General features: G+C 37.9%; 17 protein-coding genes. 9 read left to right on the top strand and 8 right to left on the bottom strand.

The window, feature by feature from the left end; all coding sequences use genetic code 11:
* Positions 1–3: 3 nt before the first annotated feature.
* Together AC6R0T_RS11090 and AC6R0T_RS11085 are read right to left on the bottom strand one after the other, a co-directional pair.
* Positions 4–1,167 carry a betaine/proline/choline family ABC transporter ATP-binding protein gene (locus tag AC6R0T_RS11090; protein WP_206903577.1) on the bottom strand — a complete coding sequence of 388 codons (1,164 nt, stop codon included), beginning with the start codon at positions 1,165–1,167 and terminating at the stop codon, positions 4–6.
* Between the two features lie 347 nt (positions 1,168–1,514).
* Positions 1,515–2,402 (bottom strand): VOC family protein, encoded by an 888-nt coding sequence (locus AC6R0T_RS11085; RefSeq protein ID WP_303753477.1) that lies wholly within the window; start codon positions 2,400–2,402, stop codon positions 1,515–1,517.
* A gap of 173 nt (positions 2,403–2,575) precedes the next feature.
* Here AC6R0T_RS11085 and queA point away from each other — a divergent pair, with 173 nt between their 5' ends.
* The gene (gene queA / locus AC6R0T_RS11080) at positions 2,576–3,607 is read left to right on the top strand and encodes a tRNA preQ1(34) S-adenosylmethionine ribosyltransferase-isomerase QueA (protein ID WP_303753478.1); all 1,032 of its coding nucleotides are present in this window, start codon (positions 2,576–2,578) and stop codon (positions 3,605–3,607) included.
* A gap of 175 nt (positions 3,608–3,782) precedes the next feature.
* Here the strand turns inward: queA and AC6R0T_RS11075 are convergent, their stop codons facing one another.
* Positions 3,783–4,394: a CPBP family glutamic-type intramembrane protease gene (locus AC6R0T_RS11075; RefSeq protein ID WP_303753479.1), complete on the bottom strand. Its 612-nt coding sequence runs from the start codon at positions 4,392–4,394 to the stop codon at positions 3,783–3,785.
* A gap of 724 nt (positions 4,395–5,118) precedes the next feature.
* On the opposite strand from AC6R0T_RS11075, the gene AC6R0T_RS11070 reads away from it, so the two are divergent.
* A complete protein-coding gene (locus AC6R0T_RS11070) occupies positions 5,119–7,755 on the top strand; it encodes a cation-translocating P-type ATPase (protein ID WP_303753481.1) in 2,637 nt (878 codons plus the stop codon).
* Positions 7,756–7,878: 123 nt separating this feature from the next.
* On the opposite strand, the gene AC6R0T_RS11065 is transcribed toward AC6R0T_RS11070, so the two are convergent.
* Positions 7,879–8,619, bottom strand: a complete 741-nt coding sequence (locus tag AC6R0T_RS11065) for a DUF975 family protein (RefSeq protein ID WP_206903582.1) — start codon at positions 8,617–8,619, stop codon at positions 7,879–7,881.
* Positions 8,620–8,834: 215 nt separating this feature from the next.
* Between AC6R0T_RS11065 and tgt the strand changes: the two genes are divergently transcribed.
* From tgt to AC6R0T_RS11030, 7 genes are all read left to right on the top strand, one after another.
* Positions 8,835–9,983, top strand: coding sequence for a tRNA guanosine(34) transglycosylase Tgt (gene tgt / locus AC6R0T_RS11060; protein ID WP_206903583.1), 1,149 nt, complete (start codon positions 8,835–8,837; stop codon positions 9,981–9,983).
* An 80-nt stretch (positions 9,984–10,063) separates the two neighbouring features.
* Positions 10,064–10,420 carry a preprotein translocase subunit YajC gene (gene yajC / locus AC6R0T_RS11055; RefSeq protein WP_206903658.1) on the top strand — a complete coding sequence of 119 codons (357 nt, stop codon included), beginning with the start codon at positions 10,064–10,066 and terminating at the stop codon, positions 10,418–10,420.
* Positions 10,421–10,535: 115 nt separating this feature from the next.
* Positions 10,536–11,306, top strand: a complete 771-nt coding sequence (locus AC6R0T_RS11050; protein WP_206903584.1) for a MurR/RpiR family transcriptional regulator — start codon at positions 10,536–10,538, stop codon at positions 11,304–11,306.
* A gap of 297 nt (positions 11,307–11,603) precedes the next feature.
* Positions 11,604–13,160 carry a maltose/glucose-specific PTS transporter subunit IIBC gene (gene malX / locus AC6R0T_RS11045; protein WP_303753482.1) on the top strand — a complete coding sequence of 519 codons (1,557 nt, stop codon included), beginning with the start codon at positions 11,604–11,606 and terminating at the stop codon, positions 13,158–13,160.
* A gap of 17 nt (positions 13,161–13,177) precedes the next feature.
* Entirely contained in the window at positions 13,178–14,338 is a 1,161-nt protein-coding gene (locus AC6R0T_RS11040; protein ID WP_303753483.1) for a MalY/PatB family protein, read from the top strand.
* A 334-nt stretch (positions 14,339–14,672) separates the two neighbouring features.
* The gene (gene adhE, locus AC6R0T_RS11035; RefSeq protein WP_206903586.1) at positions 14,673–17,279 is read left to right on the top strand and encodes a bifunctional acetaldehyde-CoA/alcohol dehydrogenase; all 2,607 of its coding nucleotides are present in this window, start codon (positions 14,673–14,675) and stop codon (positions 17,277–17,279) included.
* Positions 17,280–17,717: 438 nt separating this feature from the next.
* A complete protein-coding gene (locus AC6R0T_RS11030; protein ID WP_230711267.1) occupies positions 17,718–18,185 on the top strand; it encodes a hypothetical protein in 468 nt (155 codons plus the stop codon).
* Positions 18,186–18,261: 76 nt separating this feature from the next.
* Here the strand turns inward: AC6R0T_RS11030 and fni are convergent, their stop codons facing one another.
* The 4 genes from fni to mvk are packed head-to-tail and all read right to left on the bottom strand — an operon-like array spanning position 18,262 to position 22,363.
* The gene (gene fni, locus AC6R0T_RS11025; protein WP_195515716.1) at positions 18,262–19,329 is read right to left on the bottom strand and encodes a type 2 isopentenyl-diphosphate Delta-isomerase; all 1,068 of its coding nucleotides are present in this window, start codon (positions 19,327–19,329) and stop codon (positions 18,262–18,264) included.
* Positions 19,319–20,431 (bottom strand): phosphomevalonate kinase, encoded by a 1,113-nt coding sequence (locus AC6R0T_RS11020; RefSeq protein WP_195515715.1) that lies wholly within the window; start codon positions 20,429–20,431, stop codon positions 19,319–19,321. Before AC6R0T_RS11020 ends, fni begins: the two co-directional genes overlap by 11 nt.
* A gap of 29 nt (positions 20,432–20,460) precedes the next feature.
* Positions 20,461–21,435 (bottom strand): diphosphomevalonate decarboxylase, encoded by a 975-nt coding sequence (mvaD, locus tag AC6R0T_RS11015; protein WP_195515713.1) that lies wholly within the window; start codon positions 21,433–21,435, stop codon positions 20,461–20,463.
* Complete coding sequence (gene mvk / locus AC6R0T_RS11010; RefSeq protein WP_206903591.1) at positions 21,428–22,363, bottom strand: mevalonate kinase; 936 nt, start codon at positions 22,361–22,363, stop codon at positions 21,428–21,430. The genes mvaD and mvk overlap by 8 nt, the downstream gene beginning before the upstream one ends.
* Positions 22,364–22,641: the final 278 nt, after the last annotated feature.

The raw sequence follows: 22,641 nt of genomic DNA, 5'->3' as shown, positions 1-22,641 counted from the left end.
GCTTTACGCCTCCTCTTTTGCAGATTCAATCGCTTCACTGATGGAAGCTTCATCACCCCATAAAACATCGTAAACAATATCAACCAATGAGGCGCGGGTTAAAATTCCGACGACGCGGGTTTTTTGATCCACCACTGGAACATATTTTAAGCCCCGTTTTAAAATGCGCTGCAACACGTCCCGTAGTAATTTATCTTCTTTGACATAAAAGACGTCTTTATTCAAAATATCCCCCACACTAGAGGCTTTTCCGCGCATTTTATCGATAGACTCGACGTCGATAAACCCTTTTAATATTTTGCTGTTATCTGTTACCAGCAGCGTATCCACGCGTTTTTCCCGCATCAAAGAGATTGCTTCACGTAAAGATTTTTCTGGTGTGATCGTAATCGCGCTTTTTAACATAACTTCGCCAACGGTGGTTGTATCAGGTTTTGCTTGTAATAAGCGATCTTCACCAATTAATTCTTCGACAAACTCATTCGCAGGATTACGCAAGATATTTTCTGGCGTATCAAATTGGATCACTTTACCTTCACTCATAATGACAATGCGGTTGGCTAATTTTAAAGCTTCGTCCATATCGTGGGTAACAAAAACAATCGTTTTACCTAAACGTTCTTGTAGATCCTTCACTAAATCCTGTAACGCGTCACGGGTAATGGGATCTAAGGCACCAAAAGGTTCATCCATTAAAATGATGTCTTGGTTGGCTGCAAGGGCGCGTACTACCCCAATGCGCTGTTGTTGACCGCCGGAGAGTTCAGCAGGGTAACGATCTAACATTTCTCGTGGTAATTCCACTAGATCAATCATTTTTTCTGCAGTTTCTTTGCGAGTTTGTTCATCTACTTTCAGTAGCTTTTGGACCAAGGTAATATTTTCTCGAATCGTCATATGGGGCATTAAGCCGATATTTTGAATTACGTAGCCAATTTTGCGTCGTAATTCCACCGGATTAACTTCCTTGATGTCTTTGTCATTAATTAAAATTTTTCCTTTTGTCGGTTCATTCATCCGGTTAATCATCCGCATACAAGTCGTTTTACCAGAACCACTTGTGCCGATAAAACAAATAAATTCCCCCTTATCAAAAGACAAATTGACGTCTTCGACAGCGACTTTGCCGCCTTTGTAAATTTTTGTTACATGTTGAAATTCGATCAATGTGCTTCACCTCTTCATCTTTTTTCCCTGTAGGTATCACTACTAGTATGAAAGTAAATGGAAAATATGACAAATAATACGCATATTTTTGCAAAAATAAATGAATTAAAGGGTGAATGACAGCGTTTTATTATTTTTGGCTTATTTAAATCCTGTATGAAAAAATTCACGTCGGGATAAAGAAATCCTAAAGGCAATCTGTGGTTCTTATTAAACAGATAAACTCAAATTAGCTTCGTATATTTTTAAATTGATGCCCTTTGTTTCAAAAAAATTCCAGACACAGAACATGTATGCAAAAAAAGGCCCAGTGACAAAGATTGTCACTGGGCCTAAGTAAAATATTTTTAGTCAACTGGATATAAATTGGCTTCAATTTCCGCCCGCTTATCAGCTAAAAATGGTGGTAAAGCAAAACTTTCCCCTAATGTTTCCAAAGGTTCATCGATAGTAAAGCCTGGCGACATCGTAGCAAATTCAAGTCGGTTACCACCTGGTTCACGAATATAGAGGCTCTTGAAGTAACCACGGGAAATAATTTCTTCAATATTCCAATTTTGCTCTTGTGCTTTTTTGTATAAATCATCTAAGGCAGCATCATCTTTTACCGCAAAGGCAACATGGTCGATACTACCACGACCCATCCGCATTTTTTCTGGGGTCTTTGTTTGATAGATTTCTAAATGTTCACTTTCACTTAGTTTGATTTGACCAGCGACCACATCCCAATCCAAATAGCGTTTGAAAAAGTCCGCCGTTTTTTCGAGATCAGCTACATGTAGTTGTGTTGAAGCCAACCCGAGGATTTGTTTGTCACCAGGAATATCATTTTTGACCTGTAATTCAGGTTTTAATGGACCTTCTGGTACTTCTGTTAAGATTACAGCTACATTATCAGGATCATCAAAAAATAGTTGATTTTCTTGTTGGGTAACCGCAACACCGGCATTTTCTAACCGTTCTTGCCAATAATTCAAACTATTTTTGGGAATCTTTAATCCAATCGTGGCTAAAAAGTGGTCGTGATCATATCGTTGCCCAAGATGGGGCACAACAAAAAAAGTAACAACACTGCCGGGACTGCCGGTATAATCACCGTAGTAGTAATGTAGCATTCTATTATTTTCTTGATTGACAGTATTTTTAACAAAACGCATACCCAACAGTTCAGTATAAAACGCAACATTTTGCTTGCGGTCTTTGGTTAATAACGAAATATGATGAAACGCTGGCATAAAAGACACCTCTTTTTAAAATTGGAGAAAACAAAGCAGGGGCTAAGTTTCTCTTACTTAATGTAAGGATACTTGCTAAAAGTCTTTTCAGCAAGTATTGTGTCTCATTCATCGTCAAGGCTTCTAAAAAGTGTTAAAATACAAAAGACAATTTCAGGAAAAGAGTGGTAAATATGTTAACAACAGAAGATTTTGATTTTGATTTGCCAGAAGAACTAATTGCGCAAACGCCCTTGGAAAAGCGTTCTAGTTCACGTTTGTTAGTTTTAAATCGGCAAACAGGTGAAATGGAAGACAAACACTTTGGGGATATTATTGATGAATTGAATTCTGGCGATGCGCTAGTCATGAATGACACGCGTGTTTTACCAGCCCGTTTGCATGGCGAAAAACCAGATACAGGGGGCCATTTAGAAGTTTTACTTTTAACCAATACCAAAGGTGATACATGGGAAACACTGATTAAACCTGCTAAAAGAGCTAAAGTGGGGACAGAAATTGTTTTTGGCGATGGTAGATTAAAAGCCGTGGTAGAAGAAGAATTAGAACATGGTGGTCGCATTATTACTTTTAAATATACGGGCATTTTCTTAGAAATCTTGGAATCATTAGGAGAAATGCCGTTACCACCTTATATCAAAGAACGTTTAGAAGACCCAGATCGCTATCAAACAGTATATGCAAAAGAAAATGGTTCGGCGGCAGCGCCAACGGCAGGATTACACTTTACCCCTGAATTATTAGCCGCAATTGAAGCAAAAGGGGTCAAATTGGTTTATCTAACATTACATGTGGGACTTGGCACATTCCGACCGGTTAGTGTCGATAATATCGCTGAACACCAGATGCACAGTGAATTTTACCGTCTGACCGAAGAAGCCGCCCAAGTGTTAAATGATATTCGTGCAAATGGGGGCAAGATTGTCGCAGTAGGAACGACATCCATTCGTACCTTGGAGACAATTGGTACGAAATTTGATGGTGAAATTAAGGCAGATAGCGGTTGGACGGATATCTTTATTACGCCAGGCTATGAATTTAAAGTTGTCCAAGCTTTCAGTACCAACTTTCACTTACCAAAATCAACATTAGTTATGTTAGTCAGTGCCTTTGCCGGTCGTAAATTAACTTTGGATGCTTATCAACATGCCATAAACGAGCGTTACCGCTTCTTTAGTTTTGGCGATGCAATGTTTGTAAAATAAATGGCGTTAAAAAATTCCTAAGCAGGTAGTGATCCTTTAAGATTAGCTTTGCTCTAATTTTAAAGGAAAATATCCGCTTAGGAATTTTTTATGGGAAAATAAAGATTTATCCTCCCTTAACTAGGTTCTGACAAGTTAAAAGCATTTTGCCGGTTTGAGATGTGGCGAAAGTGAATTAGAAAATAAGCGTAACAATATCCACCAATACATGAGAAAGCCAAGAGCCCCAAATACTGCGATTTGTTTTTAAATAGACGGAGTTAAAAATCAGGCGTGCCACTCCTTGGAGCAGTAAAACGTGGAGCAAGGTTGAAAATATGGAACCATCCCAATAAACAAAGCTATGCATCAAGCCAAAAAGCAAGGCGCTCAAAAGTGAGCTACTCATTAAAGATAGACCTTTATTTCTAGCGGTTTCTAAAATGCCGATACCTAATAATTCTTCTCCCAATAACATAAAGGGAATTTTTAACAGCATACTGCCCAGCTGGTTGGCAATGGGATTACCTGCCCAAGAAAAACCTAAAAAATTAGCCAAGGTACCAACAACAATACCTAAAATTAAGTAACCGACAAATCCTACTAGTATAATCCAAGGATGCTTTGGGAAGGTAAAAATAGTAAATAAGTCTTTCTTAAAGACGATAAGCCAAGCAGCGATACTTCCTAATAGCAGTGCCCACCAGGCCCATGTGAAAAGCGATAATAGTGTAAACCCGATACATAAAAATAAAGCACCCAGCACAATGTTGCGTGTTTGTAGTGGCTTTGATTCTAATCGATTCATTCAAATTTCTCCTCTCTATTTTTAGCGTGACCTACATAGATTATTGTAACAGCCAAACTTCTTAATGAAAAAAGATAGCGCTTTAGATAATCAAAAGTGCAACACTGAAGTCTATTGAAATACTATTTGTACACTTTTTTGCAATAGTTAAAAAGACAAAAAGAAGAGGATGGGCTCTCGAGTGCCCATCCTCTTTTATATCATGGAAGGATTTGTTGAAAAGGGTATTTGCAGTTTATATATGCAAAGTATTAATCTCTTGTGTTAAACATAAAATTTTGTTTTCACTACATTTTCTACACTAAAACATGTGATTCTTGTTGCTATTCACTTGTAATCTTGTATCCTGTAATTGTTACGTATTGATTTTTTTACTACATGTTGCTTAATTCTCAACCTCTAATACGCATTCACTATTTATAATTTGGTGCTACTTCACACATATAAATCTAGGTGAATCTTGTACATCGAACAACTTTTAGCTTGTTTAATTTTTCTTCTTTTCGAGATCTCCTTTCCAACAAATATCTTCCTTCCTTACACCCATAGTATAGCACGATATAAAAGCGCTTTCAAGTAATAAACTCACCTTTTTCAAAAGAAAATTCCTACCTTAAATATGAATAAAATATGAACATTTGTGAAAAAACCGCATATAATTTGTGGTCTTAAAAAATCATATGTTATAGTTAGATTGTGAATTAAATTAAAGGGAGAGAAGATGATGGACTATTATAAAAAAACAGCGGACGAAATAGTGAAGGAGTTTTCTTCACAAAGTAAAGCAGGCCTTAGTCAAGATGAAGCAAAAACGCGTTATGAAAAATATGGACCAAACCGTTTTGCTGAAGAAAAAAAAGATTCCATGTTAAAGAAAATTTTATTAAGTTTAACGGATTTTACTACATTAGTTTTAATGGTAGCGGCAATTATTTCGTTTTACACCGCCATTGCAACGGATCATGGTGACTTATTTGAAGGAATTTTGATTATTGCGATTATTGTCATTAATTCGGTTTTGACAATTGTGCAAGAAGGAAATGCTGAAAAAGCGCTCAGTGCGTTGCAGGATATGAACAAACAAACGGCAACTGTTATAAGAGACGGTCAGCAAAAAGATATCGATGCGGATGAATTAGTACCAGGTGATTTATTGGTTATTGAAAATGGTGCAATGATTGCGGCGGATGCTCGTTTAACGCAAGCTTCCCAATTGCGAATTGAGGAGTCTGCGTTGACCGGGGAAAGTGAGCCGGTGGAAAAAGATGCTGATTTTGTTAGTGAGGAACAATTGCCATTAGGAGATCAGCAAAACATGGTCTTCAAAGGCTGTACTGTCGTAAATGGACGCGGACAAGCGATTGTTACTGCTACCGGGATGCAAACGCAAATGGGTAAAATTGCAGGCTTGTTAAGTGATGCAGGCACTTCTTTGACACCTTTACAAAAAAGGTTAAATCAATTAGGCAAACGGATCAGTTTAATTGCTTTGGTTGCTGCAGCTTTAGTCTTTTTAATTGGGTATTTACAAAATGAGCCAATTTTAGAGATGTTTATGACGTCGGTTTCTTTAGCTGTTGCGGCAGTTCCTGAAACCCTAACTGTCATTGTCACATTAACATTAGCTTATGGCGTGCAGAAAATGGCCAAGAAAAATGCAATCATTAGACGATTACCGGCAGTCGAAACGCTCGGGACTGCAAGTGTGATCTGTTCGGATAAAACCGGTACTTTGACTCAAAATAAAATGCAAGTTCGCCGTGTTTGGTCTAGAGGTGATGAAGTAACAGACGTTGAAGATGGCATGACAGATGAAGCGATGGAAGTATTAAAAATTGCCAGCCTTTGTACCGATGTCATTGTAGAAAAAGGCGAAGATGATGAAGTAATCGTCAAGGGTAACCCGACAGAAGTTGCCATTGTAAGAGCGATCGAAGAAAATTATCATACAAAAAAAGAATTAGATGAAGAATATCCGCGGATTGCAGAATTGCCTTTTGATTCACAGCGCAAGATGATGACAACGGTGCATAAAATGGGGAATAAGAAATTTCTTTCCGTTACCAAAGGCGCCTTTGATGTTTTAATGCCCAAATTTCATTATGGGGACGTAGAGCGGGCACAAGTTGTAAATGATCGTTTTGGGAAAAAGGCGTTGCGCGTCATTGCAGTTGGGTATCGAATCTTTGAGGCAGAGCCAACTGAGATCACTTCGGAAAATTTGGAACAAGATTTACGCTTACTGGGATTAGTGGGGATGATCGATCCGCCGCGACCTGAAAGTAAAGGTGCGATTAAAAAAGCACGCAAGGCAGGAATTAAGACCGTTATGATTACAGGGGACCACGTAGTAACTGCTAGTGCAATCGCCAAAGAGTTAGGTATTTTGAATCACAAAAATCAAGCAATCTCCGGGTCGCAATTGCAAAAATTAACCGATGATGAATTAGATGGAAAAGTAAAAGATTTAACCGTCTATGCTCGTGTAACACCAGAAGATAAAATCAGAATTGTAAAATCATGGCAGCGAACGGGTGCTGTCGTGGCCATGACCGGAGATGGTGTCAATGATGCACCGGCACTAAATGCTAGTGACGTTGGATGTGCGATGGGAATTACCGGGACAGATGTCGCCAAAGGAGCAGCAGATATTGTTTTAACCGACGATAATTTTGCTACAATTGTTGATGCAGTTGCGCAGGGGCGAACTGTTTATCAAAATATCCGTAAAGCGATCAACTTTTTATTAAGCTGTAATATCTCAGAAATTTTCATCGTCCTTATTGCCATGCTGATTGGCTGGGGAGCACCATTTAGTGCTGTGCAATTGCTATTTGTAAATGTTGTAGCAGACGGCTTGCCAGGCTTTGCCTTAGGAAGAGAGCCAGCTGAAGTGGGAATTATGAATGAGCCACCAATTCCAGCTCATGAAGGAATTTTTGCCCGTGGTCTTTGGCAGAAGATTGCGGTAAATGCAGGTATCTTTACTGTAGTAACACTATTTGGTTATTATCTTGGTTCTTTTGTGGATAGCGTTAGTCCATGGGTAGATGCAAGTGCTGAAGTAGGTCAGACGGTTGCCTTTTTAGTCTTAGCCTATTCTTCGATTATTCATGTTTTTAATGTTCGGAGCAGTCGTTCGATTTTCCAAGTGAAATTAGCAACGAATAAATCATTGTTTGAAATGGCAGTCTTAGCGATTTTGATTACAACTGCAATTGCTTTGTTGCCTTTTACACAAGACTTGTTTAATTTAGTGCATATTAGCTTAAATCACTGGTTTTTAGTGGCGATTTTATCAATCGTCCCGGTATTTGTAAATGAAATGATTAAGTTTCATTTTTCAACTGACGAAGAATAAAAAATTCCTGAAATTTTTAGAATGCTCTTTTTACGCTAAGATAAAAAAAACTCTGTTGCCTTCATCTAAAATGAAAGTAACAGAGGTTTTTTGTGTTTGATCTTTTTACACTAGTATGACTTATTAAAAAGTTTCGGCTTCGTTTGGTAAGTTGTTGTAAAAAGCTGCTTTAGTGGCATAAATATAAGGATTTAACCATAAGTAGCCAATACCGCAAGTCAATACTGCCAAGATGTGCCAACCGATAAAGCTTAGATCCAACCAGAATAACTGGCCTTTGTAGCCGTTCATTAAGCGACGGCTTGCAGTAATACATTCAAGATAACCTGGTTTTTGGCCAGTACCATCTAAAATATCGTAATAGATAAAGTTCGCTTGTGAATAAGAATAACTTTTAACAATCCCAGGAATTAAGAATAGTAAAGACCACAAACCAATAAAGATTGTTGAAAGTAGGTAAATACATACAACGCCAACTAGATAAGGGCTTTTGAATGCGCGGAAAATATCACTCATTGGATGGATGTCCACACGTTTGCCACGGTAAATATCTAAGAAAGTCCAAGACATTCCAGAGACAAAAATAGAGGTCAGAAGCCCGCTAATAATGCCGCCACCTTGTTGTCCAATTTGTGCTGTCCAAGAGACATCACCGTTACTGTTTTGAATCCCATTTGAAACGGTATCCAATGTATCAGGACTAAAAAGTGCGATACCACTAATAATAGCAATAAGAGGAATGATAATAATTGCTGCAATTGCAATACCAATAACCGTTGGGATTAAGTTCATTAAAACGGCATCTTTCCAGCGCCCTTGTAGCATTTGTTTTGCTTCTAACTTTAATTCACCAGATGATTTCATTTTTTTCAACTCCTTTTTCAAAGTAATATTAGTATAACAAAAACTTTAACTTTTGGAAAATTACAAGAATTTTTCTGTATTTTGCCTTTTTTTAAAGGAATAAAGGCACATTTATTAAGAGAAAATAACAGTAGAAATTATGACCTTGCAAATTTTTTCCCGAGCCTTTATGATGGTTGAAGCTACAAAGAACAAAGTAGAAAGTAGGGAGTAAAATGGCACAAGAACCAGCCATCAAATACCGTTTAATAAAAAAAGAAAAGCATACGGGAGCTCGGTTAGGTGAACTGATTACACCTCACGGGACTTTTCCAACCCCAATGTTTATGCCAGTAGGAACATTAGCAACTGTAAAAACTATGGCGCCAGAAGAATTAAAGGAAATGGGTGCCGGAGTAATTTTGAGTAACACTTACCATTTATGGCTACGACCAGGAGAAGATCTAGTTGCAGAAGCTGGTGGTTTGCACAAGTTTATGAATTGGGATCAACCTATTTTAACTGATTCAGGTGGCTTTCAAGTATTTTCATTAGCCGATATGCGTAATATCACCGAAGAAGGCGTTCATTTTAAAAATCACTTAAATGGTGCACCGCTTTTCTTATCACCAGAAAAAGCGATTGATATTCAAAATAAACTGGGTTCAGATATTATGATGAGTTTTGATGAATGTCCGCCGTTTGATGAAAGTTATGATTATGTCAAAAAATCCGTTGAACGGACTTCACGTTGGGCACAAAGAGGATTAGAAGCCCACGCCAATCCAGATCGCCAAGGTTTGTTTGGTATTATCCAAGGAGCTGGCTTTGAAGATTTACGTCGTCAAAGTGCCAAAGATTTAATTAGTATGGATTTTCCCGGCTATTCTATTGGTGGGTTATCAGTTGGTGAACCAAAAGCTGAAATGAATCGCGTCTTAGATTTCACAACACCGCTGATTCCAGATCATAAGCCCCGCTATTTAATGGGCGTTGGGGCAGCAGATTCACTAATTGATGGTGTGATTCGCGGAATTGACATGTTTGACTGTGTCTTACCAACAAGAATTGCCCGCAATGGTACTTGTATGACTTCACAAGGCCGGTTAGTTGTAAAAAATGCAAAATTTGCCCACGATTTTAGACCATTAGATGAAAAATGTGATTGCTATACTTGTCGTAATTACAGTCGCGCATATATTCGTCATTTGATTCATTGTGATGAAACCTTTGGGATTCGTTTAACCACATATCACAACTTATACTTCTTGTTGAATCTAATGAAACAAGTTCGCCAAGCAATCATGGATGATAACTTGTTAGAATTTCGTCAAGCTTTCTTTGAAGAATATGGCTATAATAAAGAAAACGCGAAAAGTTTTTAAAATTCATAGAAAAAACTAGTTTAAGTAAAGAATCTTTGTTAAAGTTATTCTTGTGAATCAAATTAAACGAGGTGAATAAAATGGGTGGCTTACCAACGATTATCATGTTCGTTGTTTTATTAGGGGCAATGTGGTTTATGTCACGTTCAACGAAAAAACAACAACAAGAACGTCAAAATACGTTGAATGCAATGAAACCAGGCGATGAAGTTGTAACAATCGGCGGCTTGCATGGTGTTTTGTCTGAAGTTGACGAAACGAATAAAACCGTAACAATCGATTGCGAAGGTGTGTTTCTTGTCTTTGATAAACAAGCAATCAAATCAATTACTCCTGGTAAATCTGTCGTAGTTGACGATACGGTGACAGAAGTTAAAACAGAAGACTTAATTTCTGATTCAACAGATTCAACTGACGAAAATAGCGATAAAGAATAATCCTGCTTTTGCGGGATTTTTCTTTTATCCTTTAGTGTTAGTCAGCTAATAAAAAAATACCCGATACATAAAAAAGATGGAGTTTGCACGACCTTTTTAATACAAGGAGAAAAAAATGCAAAGCTTAATTAATAAATTACAAAAAAGACGGGACCAGCTAAGTGAATTGGAACGCCAAGTTTTTGATTATATTTTACGTAATCCGCAAAAAATTGGGCAGATGACCGCCGATGAAGTCGCTGGGGAGCTGTTCATTTCAACGGCGACAGTATCGCGTACGGCAAAACATCTGGGATTTCGCGGCTTTCAAGAATTAAAATACGCGATTGCGCAATATGACGATGTGGAAAAAGCAGAACAGCACGATTTACGAATTGATCACGACATAAAAACCATTATGACCTCAATTGAAAAACAATTGCATCAAACATTTCGTCTGTTGCAAAAAGAGCCGTTAGATGAAGTAGTGACAAAGTTGTTTCATGCTGAAAAAATTGAAATATTTGGTGTTGGAGGCAGTTTGCCAAATTGTATCGAAGCTGCACGCAAATTAACCTTCTTAGGTAAAAATGCCTCTGCCAGAATTGATTGGGATGAACTTCAAGCGGTTTCTAAATCTTTAACAAAAAAAGATGCCGCAATTATTGTCTCCAATAGCGGCGAGACAATTCATTTAATGGAATACGCCCGTAACCTGATGGCAAATAAAGTTCCAATCATTGCTATCGTGGGAACGAAGAATTCAACCTTGGCTAAACTAGCGGACTATCCCTTACAAGTTATGGTAGAAATGGTCTATTTTGATCAAGTTGATTTAAGCTCGCGGGTGTCTTTAACAGCTGTTACAGATATTTTAATGATGAAACTAGCAGAAAAAATGGGATAAAAATGGCAATAGCGATAATGAAAGAGCATACAAAATCTTGTATGCTCTTTCATTATCTTTCGCAAATATTGCATTTTTGTTTTAACTGGCTAAAATAAGACAAGTAATAAGAAAGCGGATACATAACATTTTTCTTGTTACAGGTGATGTGTAGTAAAATAAAAAAATATTATGCACTACCACAAATTAAAAATTATCACTGAAACTTATCTAATGTATCCGAAATAATTTACAGCACTCATTTAATTAGCATAAGAACAGATGATAATAAAAATAACAAGTGTGGAGGACACAAGAATGAAGAAAAAAGCTGGGTTTTGGGAATTTTTTCAAGGATTAGGAAAAACGTTTATGCTTCCAGTAGCATTGCTGGCGTTTATGGGGATTTTACTAGGGATTGGGAGTTCATTTTCTAGTGAGTCAACAATCCAAGCCTTACCATTTTTAGGAAATGATATTTTACAAGTTATCTTCCGCTTTATGTCAGCGATTGGTGGTTTTGCATTTACTTATTTACCAGTTATGTTTGCCATGGCAATTCCTTTAGGTTTAGTTCGTAAAGAAAAAGGGGTGGCAGCCTTTTCTGGTTTTGTCGGCTACGTTGTAATGAATTTAGCCATCAATTTTTACTTAACTGAAACAAACAACTTAGCTGCTGCTGAAAGTTTACGAGAAGCAGGCCAAGGAATGGTCTTTGGTATTCAGACAATAGAAATGGGTGTACTAGGGGGTATTATTGCCGGAGTAATCGTCTATCATCTGCATAATCGTTTTTATCAAACGCAGCTGCCAGATAGTTTTGCTTTCTTTTCAGGCGCTCGTTTTGTCCCAATTATCACATCACTTGTAATGGCGTTGGTAGGGACAGCGATTCCGATGATTTGGCCAGTATTTGCTTTACTTATTACTGGTATTGGCACTTTAATTCAAAAAGCTGGTCCATTTGGTCCATTTTTATTTGGTTCAGGCGAACGTTTATTACTCCCATTTGGCCTGCATCATATTCTAGTATCTATGATTCGTTTCACAGAAGCTGGGGGTCATGCAGTAATTGATGGTAAAGAAGTTTTTGGTGCTTTAAATATTTTTTATGCAGAATTGCAAAATAATTTACCAATCAGCTCTGCTGCTACTGCCTTTTTATCACAAGGTAAAATGCCTACATTTATGTTTGGTCTACCAGCAGCCGCACTGGCAATGTATCAAACTGCCAAACCAGAAAATCGTCATAAAATTAAAGGTCTATTAATTTCCGGCGTAATTGCAACTTTTGTCACGGGAATTACAGAACCGATTGAATTTCTATTTTTGTTTATTAGCCCATTACTATGGATTTTCCATGTTATTATGACTGGCGCTGGTTTTATGATTATGAGCTTATTAGGAGTTACGATTGGCAACACAGATGGTGGGGTATTAGACTTCTTAATCTTTGGTGTAATGCAAGGTAATTATACGAAATGGTGGATGGTATTAATCGTGGGTGCTTTTTGGTTTGCAATTTACTACTTCGTCTTTAAAACCGTTATCTTACGAAAAGACTTGAAAACACCAGGTCGTGAGGCAGTAGTAGATGAAACAGAATACACTGATACTGAGACAAACTACGCTAAAAAAGGTGGCTATGATGCGACGGGCATTTTAAATGCTTTAGGTGGCGCAGAAAATATTGAATCATTGGACAATTGTATTACACGTCTTCGTTTAGTTTTACAAGATGGCAAAAAAGTTCGAGATGATGAATTGAAAAAATTAGGGGCTTTAGGCGTCGTGCATTTGGATGATACCAATGTTCAAGTCATTATCGGTACTAAAGTTACAACAGTGCGCAATGCACTAGACAATTTGATTTAAGAAAAGAGGCAAAGACGATGGATTTTGACACAGTCGTCAATCGTAAAGGTACATTTTGTACCCAATGGGATTATGTTCAAGATCGTTTTGGCGTAGCGGACTTGCTACCCTTTACGATTTCAGATACCGATTTTGCTTTACCTGATGAAGTAATGACAGCTTTAAAAGACCGGTTGCAACATCCAGTTTTTGGTTATACCCGCTGGAATCACGAAACATTTAAACAAAGTATTTTACATTGGTATGAAAAAAGGTTCACGAGTTATCTTACGCCAGAAGATATCGTTTATAGTCCGACAGTCATGTATAGCATTTCAAAATTATTGCAAATCGTCTCTAAAAAAGGAGAAGGTGTTATCGTTCAAACGCCGGCCTATGATGCGTTTTATAAAACAATTGCTGGCAATGAGCGTAAAATTATTCCCAATCCCTTACGTTATGAAGAAGGTCAGTATGAAATTGATTGGCAAGATTTAGAACTAAAATTAGCAAGTCAAGAGAATACGGTGCTGTTATTATGTTCTCCTCACAATCCTACTGGACGCGTGTGGCAAAAAGAAGAATTGGCTAAAATTGTCAGCTTGTGTTGGCAATACGATGTCTTTTTGATCAGTGATGAAATTCATATGGATATCCTTCGTAAGGGGCAAAAGCACCACCCGATTATAGATTTCATGGATAAAAATGTTGCGCTAGTAACATCGGGGTCTAAAACTTTCAATTTTCCAGGGTTAATTTTTTCATACGCCATTTTACCAGATGAAAGAATACGCGAGCAGTTTCAACTGGCTTTGAAAAATCAAGATGGTCTGTCTTCAGCTAGCAATCTTGGCATGTTGGCTACTATGACTGCGTATTATGAATGTAGTTACTGGGTGGATGAATTAAATGAATACTTAGACACCAATTTTGCATTTGTTAAAAAATATCTGGCAGCAAATTTGCCGCAAATAAAAATCGTTGATTCAACAGCAACGTATTTGATGTGGTTAGATATCACAAAACTTAATTTACCAATGGAAGTTGTCCAACGACGTTTAATAGAAATTGGGCAAGTTGCAATTATGGATGGCAGTGTTTACGGCGATGAGGGGAGTAATTTCTTGCGTCTAAATATCGGGTGTTCAAAAAGCAAGTTAGAACTGGGCTTAGAAAAAATGGTAAAAAGTTTCACTTAAAAATAAATTGTGGCATTTTGCACGAGCTTTTAAATGGTATTAAAAAGTCTAAATGAAAATAAAATACTTAAGTTATAATTAATCTATTTTCATTTTATCTAACGAAATAAAAAAATATTTTATGAGCAGTTACAATAGATGAAAATCTTGTAACTGCTTTCTTTGTTTTTAAATCAATGTTTGCTAAAACGTGATTGGAACAGTAAAAACAGCGTTATAACAAAAACTGTGAAAAAAATCACAAAAAGTATTTACAACGAAAAAAATATAGTGTATAGTTCTGTATGTGAAATGATTAACAAAGAAAATTTAACCAACTTTTAGGAGGAACACAATGGCTAAGACATTGGAAAAAGAAGTTAAAGTAATCGATACAGATGCAGTAATCGACGATTTGGCAGCAAAAGCAAATGCGGCTGCTAAACAAATGGAAAACTTTACACAAGAACAAGTAGATAAAATCGTTCATGAAATGGCAATGGCTGCTTTAGACAAACATATGCCTTTAGCAAAAATGGCAGTTGAAGAAACTGGTCGTGGGATTGTTGAAGATAAAGCAATCAAAAACATGTACGCATCAGAATATATCTGGAATTCAATTAAACACGATAAAACAGTCGGCATTATTGGCGAAGACAAGCAAAAAGGTTTAATCGAAGTTGCAGGACCAGTTGGCGTGGTTGCAGCAGTTGTACCAACAACTAACCCAACTTCAACAACAATTTTTAAAGCGATGATCTCATTGAAAACTGCAAATGCAGTTATCTTCTCTTTCCACCCATCTGCACAAGAATGTTCAAAAGAAGCAGCTCGTATCGTGCGTGACGCAGCAATTGCAGCAGGTGCTCCTGAAAACTGTATCCAATGGATTGAAAAAGAACATTCTTCAATCGAAGCAACACAAAAATTAATGAATCATCCAGGCGTTGCCATTGTATTAGCAACTGGTGGTCCTGGTATGGTTAAATCAGCTTATTCAACTGGTAAACCAGCTCTAGGTGTAGGTGCAGGTAACGTACCAGCTTACATCGAAAAAACAGCTAAAATCAAACGGGCAGTAAATGACGTTATCGTTTCAAAAACATTTGATAACGGTATGATCTGTGCTTCTGAACAAGGCGTGATTGTCGATAAAGAAATCTACGCTGCTGTTAAAGCTGAATTTGAAGCGCATCAATGTTATGTTGTGAAAAAATCAGAATTGAAAAAATTAGAAGATGCTGTAATGAACGAAGGTAAATATGCTGTTAACCCAGCAATCGTTGGTCATCCAGCAGTTGAAATTGCAAAATTAGCCGGTATCAAAGTTCCTGAAGGGACAAAAATGCTAATCGCAGAACTTGACGGTGTGGGTGCGGATTATCCATTATCTCGCGAAAAATTATCACCAGTTTTAGCTATGATGAAAGCTGAAAGCACAGAACACGGTTTTGACTTAGCGCAAGGTATGTTGGAATTAGGCGGTCTTGGCCATACAGCAGTTATCCACTCTGAAAACGAAGACTTGCAATTACAATATGGCTTGAAAATGAAAGCTTGCCGGATCTTAGTAAACTCTCCATCTGCTGAAGGTGGTATCGGGAATATCTACAACGAAATGATTCCATCATTAACATTAGGTTGTGGCTCTTACGGTCGTAACTCTGTATCTAAGAACGTATCTGCGATCAACTTAATCAACGTTAAAACTATCGCGAAACGGAGAAATAACATGCAGTGGTTCAAATTACCTTCAAAAATTTACTTTGAAAAGAACTCTTTATTGTACTTGGAAAAAATGGAAAATGTTGAACGTGTCATGATCGTTTGTGACCCAGGTATGGTGCAATTTGGTTACGCAGATACAGTTCGTGAAGTTTTAGCTCGTCGTAAAAACGATGTGAAAATTGAAATCTTCTCAGATGTTGAACCTAACCCTTCAACAAACACTGTTTACAAAGGTCTTGAAGTATTCAACGCTTTCCAACCTGACACAGTAATTGCTCTTGGTGGTGGTTCTGCAATGGATGCGGCAAAAGGTATGTGGATGTTCTTTGAACACCCAGACACTTCATTCTTTGGCGCGAAACAAAAATTCTTAGATATCCGCAAACGGACTTACAAAATTGGCAAACCTGAAAAAACACAATTTGTATGTATCCCAACTACTTCAGGTACTGGTTCAGAAGTAACACCATTTGCAGTTATCACAGATAGCGAAACCCATGTAAAATACCCGTTAGCTGACTACGCATTGACTCCAGATGTTGCCATCGTGGATCCTCAGTTTGTAATGTCAGTACCAGCAGGTGTGACTGCCGATACAGGTATGGACGTATTAACTCACGCAATTGAATCATATGTTTCTGTTATGGCATCTGATTACACACGTGGTTTAAGTTTACAAGCAATTAAAATTGTCTTTGACTATTTAGAAAAATCAGTGAAAACACCGGATATGGAATCTCGTGAAAAAATGCATAACGCTTCAACAATGGCTGGTATGGCATTTGCGAATGCATTCTTGGGTATTTGTCACTCAATTGCACACAAAATTGGTGGCGAATACGGTATTCCTCACGGACGTACAAATGCGATTTTATTACCGCACATCATCCGTTACAATGCCAAAGACCCACAAAAACATGCGATGTTCCCTAAATATGACTACTTCCGTGCTGATACAGACTATGCGGATATTGCGAAATTCTTAGGCCTTAAAGGTGAAACAACTGAAGAATTAGTTGAAGCATTAGCAACAGCAGTTTACGAATTAGGTAAAAAAGTCGGCATCGACATGAGCTTGAAAGCCCAAGGTGTAACGCAACAAACATTGGATACAACTGTTGATCGTATGGCAGAACTTGCTTATGAAGACCAATGTACAACAGCAAATCCAAAAGAACCTTTAATCTCTGAATTAAAAGGTATCATTATTGAAGCGTACAACGAAAAAGCTTAATTTTATAGCTGACGTTTAAGACGATATTTGATATTTTTGATTAACAAAAACCGCCCGGCTTCTTAGCAGCTGGGCGGTTTTTTACTAGAAAAGGTTAAAATCTTTGCCTAGATAAATTCATTTACAGAAGATTTTTCATGTCTAACTTTCTGCGACATTAAGCCAAAATTCCAAGAAATTTGAAAAGCAATTTATTGCAATTTCGTTCTAATGCTTGGAAGCAAAACGAGTTCAAAAAGCTTTTCCAGCTGTCTAGCTTTCTGAATCACCCTTCGGCCAAAAGCCAAAATTAGCAAAAATGAAACAGCCATTTTAGCAAATTGTGGTCTTATGGCTCAGGGCAGAGCGATTCCTTCAGCTTTTCTCATACTTCTTGACTTTTTGGGCACATAATTTGATACTTGGCTATAAAGAAATAAGGGGAAAGGAAGTGAAAAAATGTTAGCAGAAGCAATTGCGCAATTAAAAACGTCTCAAGTATTATTGAAGAAATTTGTCGCAGGAATTGAAAATCCTACTGATGACGCAACATTAATCCAATTACGTAATGACTTAGTCGATTACGGCGAAAGTTTATCTGTCGTAACATATTTTTTTAAAGATCAAGCAGAAAACGAGCTTAAAAATTATGAATTACGAAATATTTTGCAGCAACAATATACCTTATTACAAGCTATTATTGGTGAGTTGCAGTCAACAGAAGGGCAAGCAGAAGCAAAAGCAAAATTTGATTTGACACCAGGGGCAATCCGGCGATTGACAGAAAGTTTAAAAGGTATCACAGAACTCAACCGGACTTTGCAAAAAGAACCTAATCTGGTAGTCGATTTAGCTAAAGTACCAGTTACAAAAGAAAGTGCGGCACCAGAAAAAAATGGTTTTTTTAAACGACTTTTTAAAAAATGATCAATAAAAAATAACGTCCTTTTCAAATTTTGAAAAAAGACGTTATTTTTTGTTTTATCTAAGTGATAACTGAAGTTTAAAAACGAAGCGGTATTTCATTTTGTCCTCTACTTGCATACTTTCTTACATCAATGCCGCGGGCTTGGCACCACTGCCAAACTTCATCAGTAAAAATAAGCGGAACTGTTTCTAAACTATGGGTATTTTTTTTACCTACCATGGTGTAAAGAAGCGCCAAATCTTCTTGCCAATTTTGAATCATTTCAATCGTAGCCTCAACGCCGTGGCTTAAAAGTTGATTTAAAATGGTGGCAGAAATACCTACTGTGTCAGCGCCTAAAATTAATGATTTAAAAATATCAAAAGCATTGCGAATGCCACCTGAGGCGATTACTTCAAAGGAGCGCGTTACTTGGGCAGCTTCAAGTAACGAAATAACAGTCGATTGGCCAAATTCACTTAAATACGCCATTTCACGTTTTGGTCGGCGTGCATTTTCAATTTGGGTAAAACTAGTACCGCCTTGACCAGAAACATCAATCGTTTGAACCCCAACACTGATTAATTGCAGCATCGCTTCTCTGGTCATGCCAAAGCCAACTTCTTTGACTATTACTGGTACTTGGAGTTTTGCAACAATTTCAGCGATGTTGTCTAACCAATCCGAAAAAGTTCGATCTCCTTCAGGCATGACCAATTCTTGCGGTGCATTTAGATGGATTTGTAAGGCGTTAGCACCAAATAGTTCCACGGCACGTTGCGCATTTTCCAAGGCGTTGTGCGCACCAATATTAGCAAGAAAAAAGCCAGCTGGATTAATCTGGCGCACTATTTTAAAACTATCACTGACACTTTCGTCTTTTAAAGCAGCTGTGACAGAGCCTGTTGCCATCATTAACTGACATTCTTTAGCAATAAGGGCCAAATCGTGATTAATCTGTAATGACTTTTTGGAACCACCAGTCATGGCATTAATGAAAAAAGGAAAGTTTTCTTCGTGATTTAAAATCTCTGTTTTTAAACTGACATCTTTTACATCAATTTGTGGTAACGGGGTATGAATTAAACGGACTGCGTCAAAATCATTTGTTTTTTCTTTATGAAAAGCTTTTGCTAAGCTTACGTGTTCATCTTTACGATTCATGCTGCGTCCTTTCTTCAACCTTTTTTTGATAATGATAAACGTGTAAGGGCAGCGGTGTGATACCAGCTTTTTCCCAAACGCTCATCAAAGGCAATATACCACTTTTTTGATCGGTAATCACGATACCGCAATCACCGCCACCAGCGCCAGAGGATTTGGCAGCACCACCGTAATTTTCAGCTAAATCACAGAGCATTTTTAATGGAGGTGTTTCAATCGTGACATTGGTGATTTGGGTTAATTCGTTTAAAAGCCGCCGGTTCTTCTTGATCATTTTTTTTATCAAGCTGATATTTTGGGTGTGAAAACCAGTAATCATTTGCTCTACACAGTCTTTACTGGTGGCTAAAAATTCTTCATAAGAAGTAGAGGTTTTCTTATCTGCTCTGGATTCATTTACTTGATCCACCAGATCAGAAGTAGACGCAGGAGATCCTGTCCAACCGATCAACAAACGCAGATGAGAAACTTCTGGCAGCGGTGTAATAGCAAGCTTAGGCCATTTTTTTGCTAATAAAGTCGTGATACTTTCTGCTTGGCGATGTTTTTGCAACCAATTTTGTTCAAAGGTAGAAAAAGCAATCCAGCCGCCGTAAGAGCTTGCGGCAATATCTCCGCAAGAGCCATTGCCTTGCACTTCTAGGTGAGATAAGGCTGCGAGTTTAAAAGTCATCATGGGAGTTAGCGAAAGTTCATAAAATGCACTTAATGCTTTTACTGTTGCGACTGTTACCGCTCCGCTAGAACCCAGACCGTATTTACGACCATTAGAGTTATCCAATTCACTTGTGACCTTTAAATCAAAGAAAGCCAATTGTTTGCCTTGTTCTTGGGCATATTTTTCGGTGATTTTAATTGCTGCCAAAATATAATGAAATGGATTTTCCCGAATATCTAAAACCAGTTCGCCACCGCGGCGCGTCCATTTTACTGGCAATTCACTGTATTGCGCCGATTGGATGCTACCACTTTTTGTGGCTTTTGTGATGGTAACTGTGATAAATTGATCGACGGCGATAATAATTGCAGGGTGACCTGCTTCAACCACGGCATATTCTCCTGCAATATAAAGTTTTCCTGGAGCCGAAGCTTCCACTAACATTTCTTTTTCCCCCTGTAATGTGTCTCCATTTATAAATACGTAATTCCTGGACCACTAAAAGCGGTGACAAGCTGATCTGCTGCAAAATAATCACGTAATTTAGCTTTGATTTTTTCAGCATCTTTTTTCAGGCATAATACTTTAACATTTGGTCCAGCATCCATGGTGAAATAACAAGGGATTCCTGCTGCCCGCATTTTTCTGACCGCCTGCATTGCTTTTAAACTGTCAGGTGACCAATAAGTAAATGGTGGTACGGCTGCTAATGTCGTGCCGTGCATTTTTAAAGCATTGTTTTCAGCGATGCTACCTAACTTATTAAAATCTTGCGCGTGGATGGCAATTTTAGCACTGGCTAAATCTTGCGGTGTCGTTTGCAACCAACCTTCATAAAAGGCTGAAGTTTCGACTGTTTGTCGCATACCATCACGGCTGGAAACATCTTTTTCTTGATCGTTAATCAAAATAAAGAGCATTGCCAGTTCATTTTCCCAGCCATTGCTTGGCACCACTTCAGCAAAAGAAGTTTCATCACTGTTACCTTTTTGCCATTCCACAAAACCAGGGAAAATACTGCGACAAGCAGAACCTGAACCACGGCGCGCTAAGCGGGATAAATCCCGATCAGACAAATCTAATTGCAGCGCTTGGTTGCAAGCGGCAGCTAGGGCGGCTAAGCCGCTTGAAGATGAAGCTAAACCAGCGGCATAAGGAACATGATTATAACTTTTTACTTCAGCGAAAAGCGGACAAGTTGCCATTTTGCGCACTAAGTCTAAAAAGCGGCTGACTTTTTCTGTGCTTTTTTCATCTTGTAAAATATCATCTAAATAAAAGGTATCTGCTGTTAAATCTTCTGAAAATATTACTGTCGTCTCGGTATAAAAAGCATCTAAAGTTAATGAGAGACTGTTGTTCATGGGAATAATTAATTCTTCATTGGCTTTGCCCCAGTATTTGATTAAGGCGATATTGGTGTGTGCCCGGGCACTTCCTTTAAGCATATTGATAAACTCCTAATTCTTGAATCCAAGTTGCTTTGGCACCTTGGTTAGTTAAAGCGGTCGTAATTTTTTTGGCGGTACTGTAATCTGAAGCTAGGGCGATCATGCAGCCACCCTTACCACCACCAGTTAGTTTAGCGCCTAGTGCACCATTTTGATTGGCCACCATAATTAAATTATCCAATGTTTGATCGCTTACTTGTAGGGCGGCTAAATTTTTTTGGGCAGCATTCATTAGTTCTCCCAGATACGCGGCTTGATTATTTAAAATAGCCTTTTTAGCTTTTAAAGTTAAGTCTCCTAGCTCATTAATTAAATGACCAGTAGTCTTATTATCTTGTTCAAAACGTTGCGCTACTGCTTTAACAGTTTGGCGGGTTTTGCCTTTAACACCGGTATCTGCCACAATTAAAAAGCCACTGATGTTGATAGGAAAAGTCTCAAAAGCTGCGCCTTTTTGAAATAAAATCGGTTCATCACCGGCTGTGGCTGCAGCATCAATGCCACTTGGATTCCCATGGGAAATTTTCTCAGCATAATTTACATAGGTTAATAAAAGCTCATGGCTTAGGGGTAAATTTTGCCAATCAAAAAATGCCCGGGTAATGGCTACCGCAACAGCAGCGCTTGATCCCATTCCTCTTTCAGCGGGAATGGTACTAGAAATTGTAATTTGTACTGGTGGCGTAGAAAAGTCATGACGCAATTGGTGAATGAGTGTTTTAATATTTTCCAGACTTTTTGGTGCCTTCGCTAAGGGACCGACAAAATAACCCGAACGTAATACGTCGTAAATGTGGTCGGTTATTTCAGCTGTGACATGGGTCGGTTGGAAAGGAAAAGCGATGGCGGGTTTTCCATAGACAACAGAATGTTCCCCCATCAAAATAATTTTTCCATTGGCATTACCTTCACCACTGGATTTCATGCAAATGCCTCATTTCTTTTTATATTTAAATAAAACAAAATATGTACTGCTTGTCCATTCTACTAAAAATTAAGCGAATCGTTAAGGGTTTATGAAAAATTTCAACGCTTTTCAATTTTTTCTTAAGAGATTTTTTTAACTTCTTTTTTTAAAATCATTGCATTTATAAAGGTAAACTATAGAAAGCTATTTTTTTGTCAGTCAAATAATTTTTTTCACTCAGGTGGCTTGTTCTAATTTTTAAGCCATATTGGTAGCGGATTTTATCAAAATAGTAC

Source organism: Enterococcus sp. S86.2 (assembly GCF_059834485.2).
Note: the sequence above shows the minus strand (reverse complement) of the source record. Positions and strands in the feature narration are given on the sequence as shown.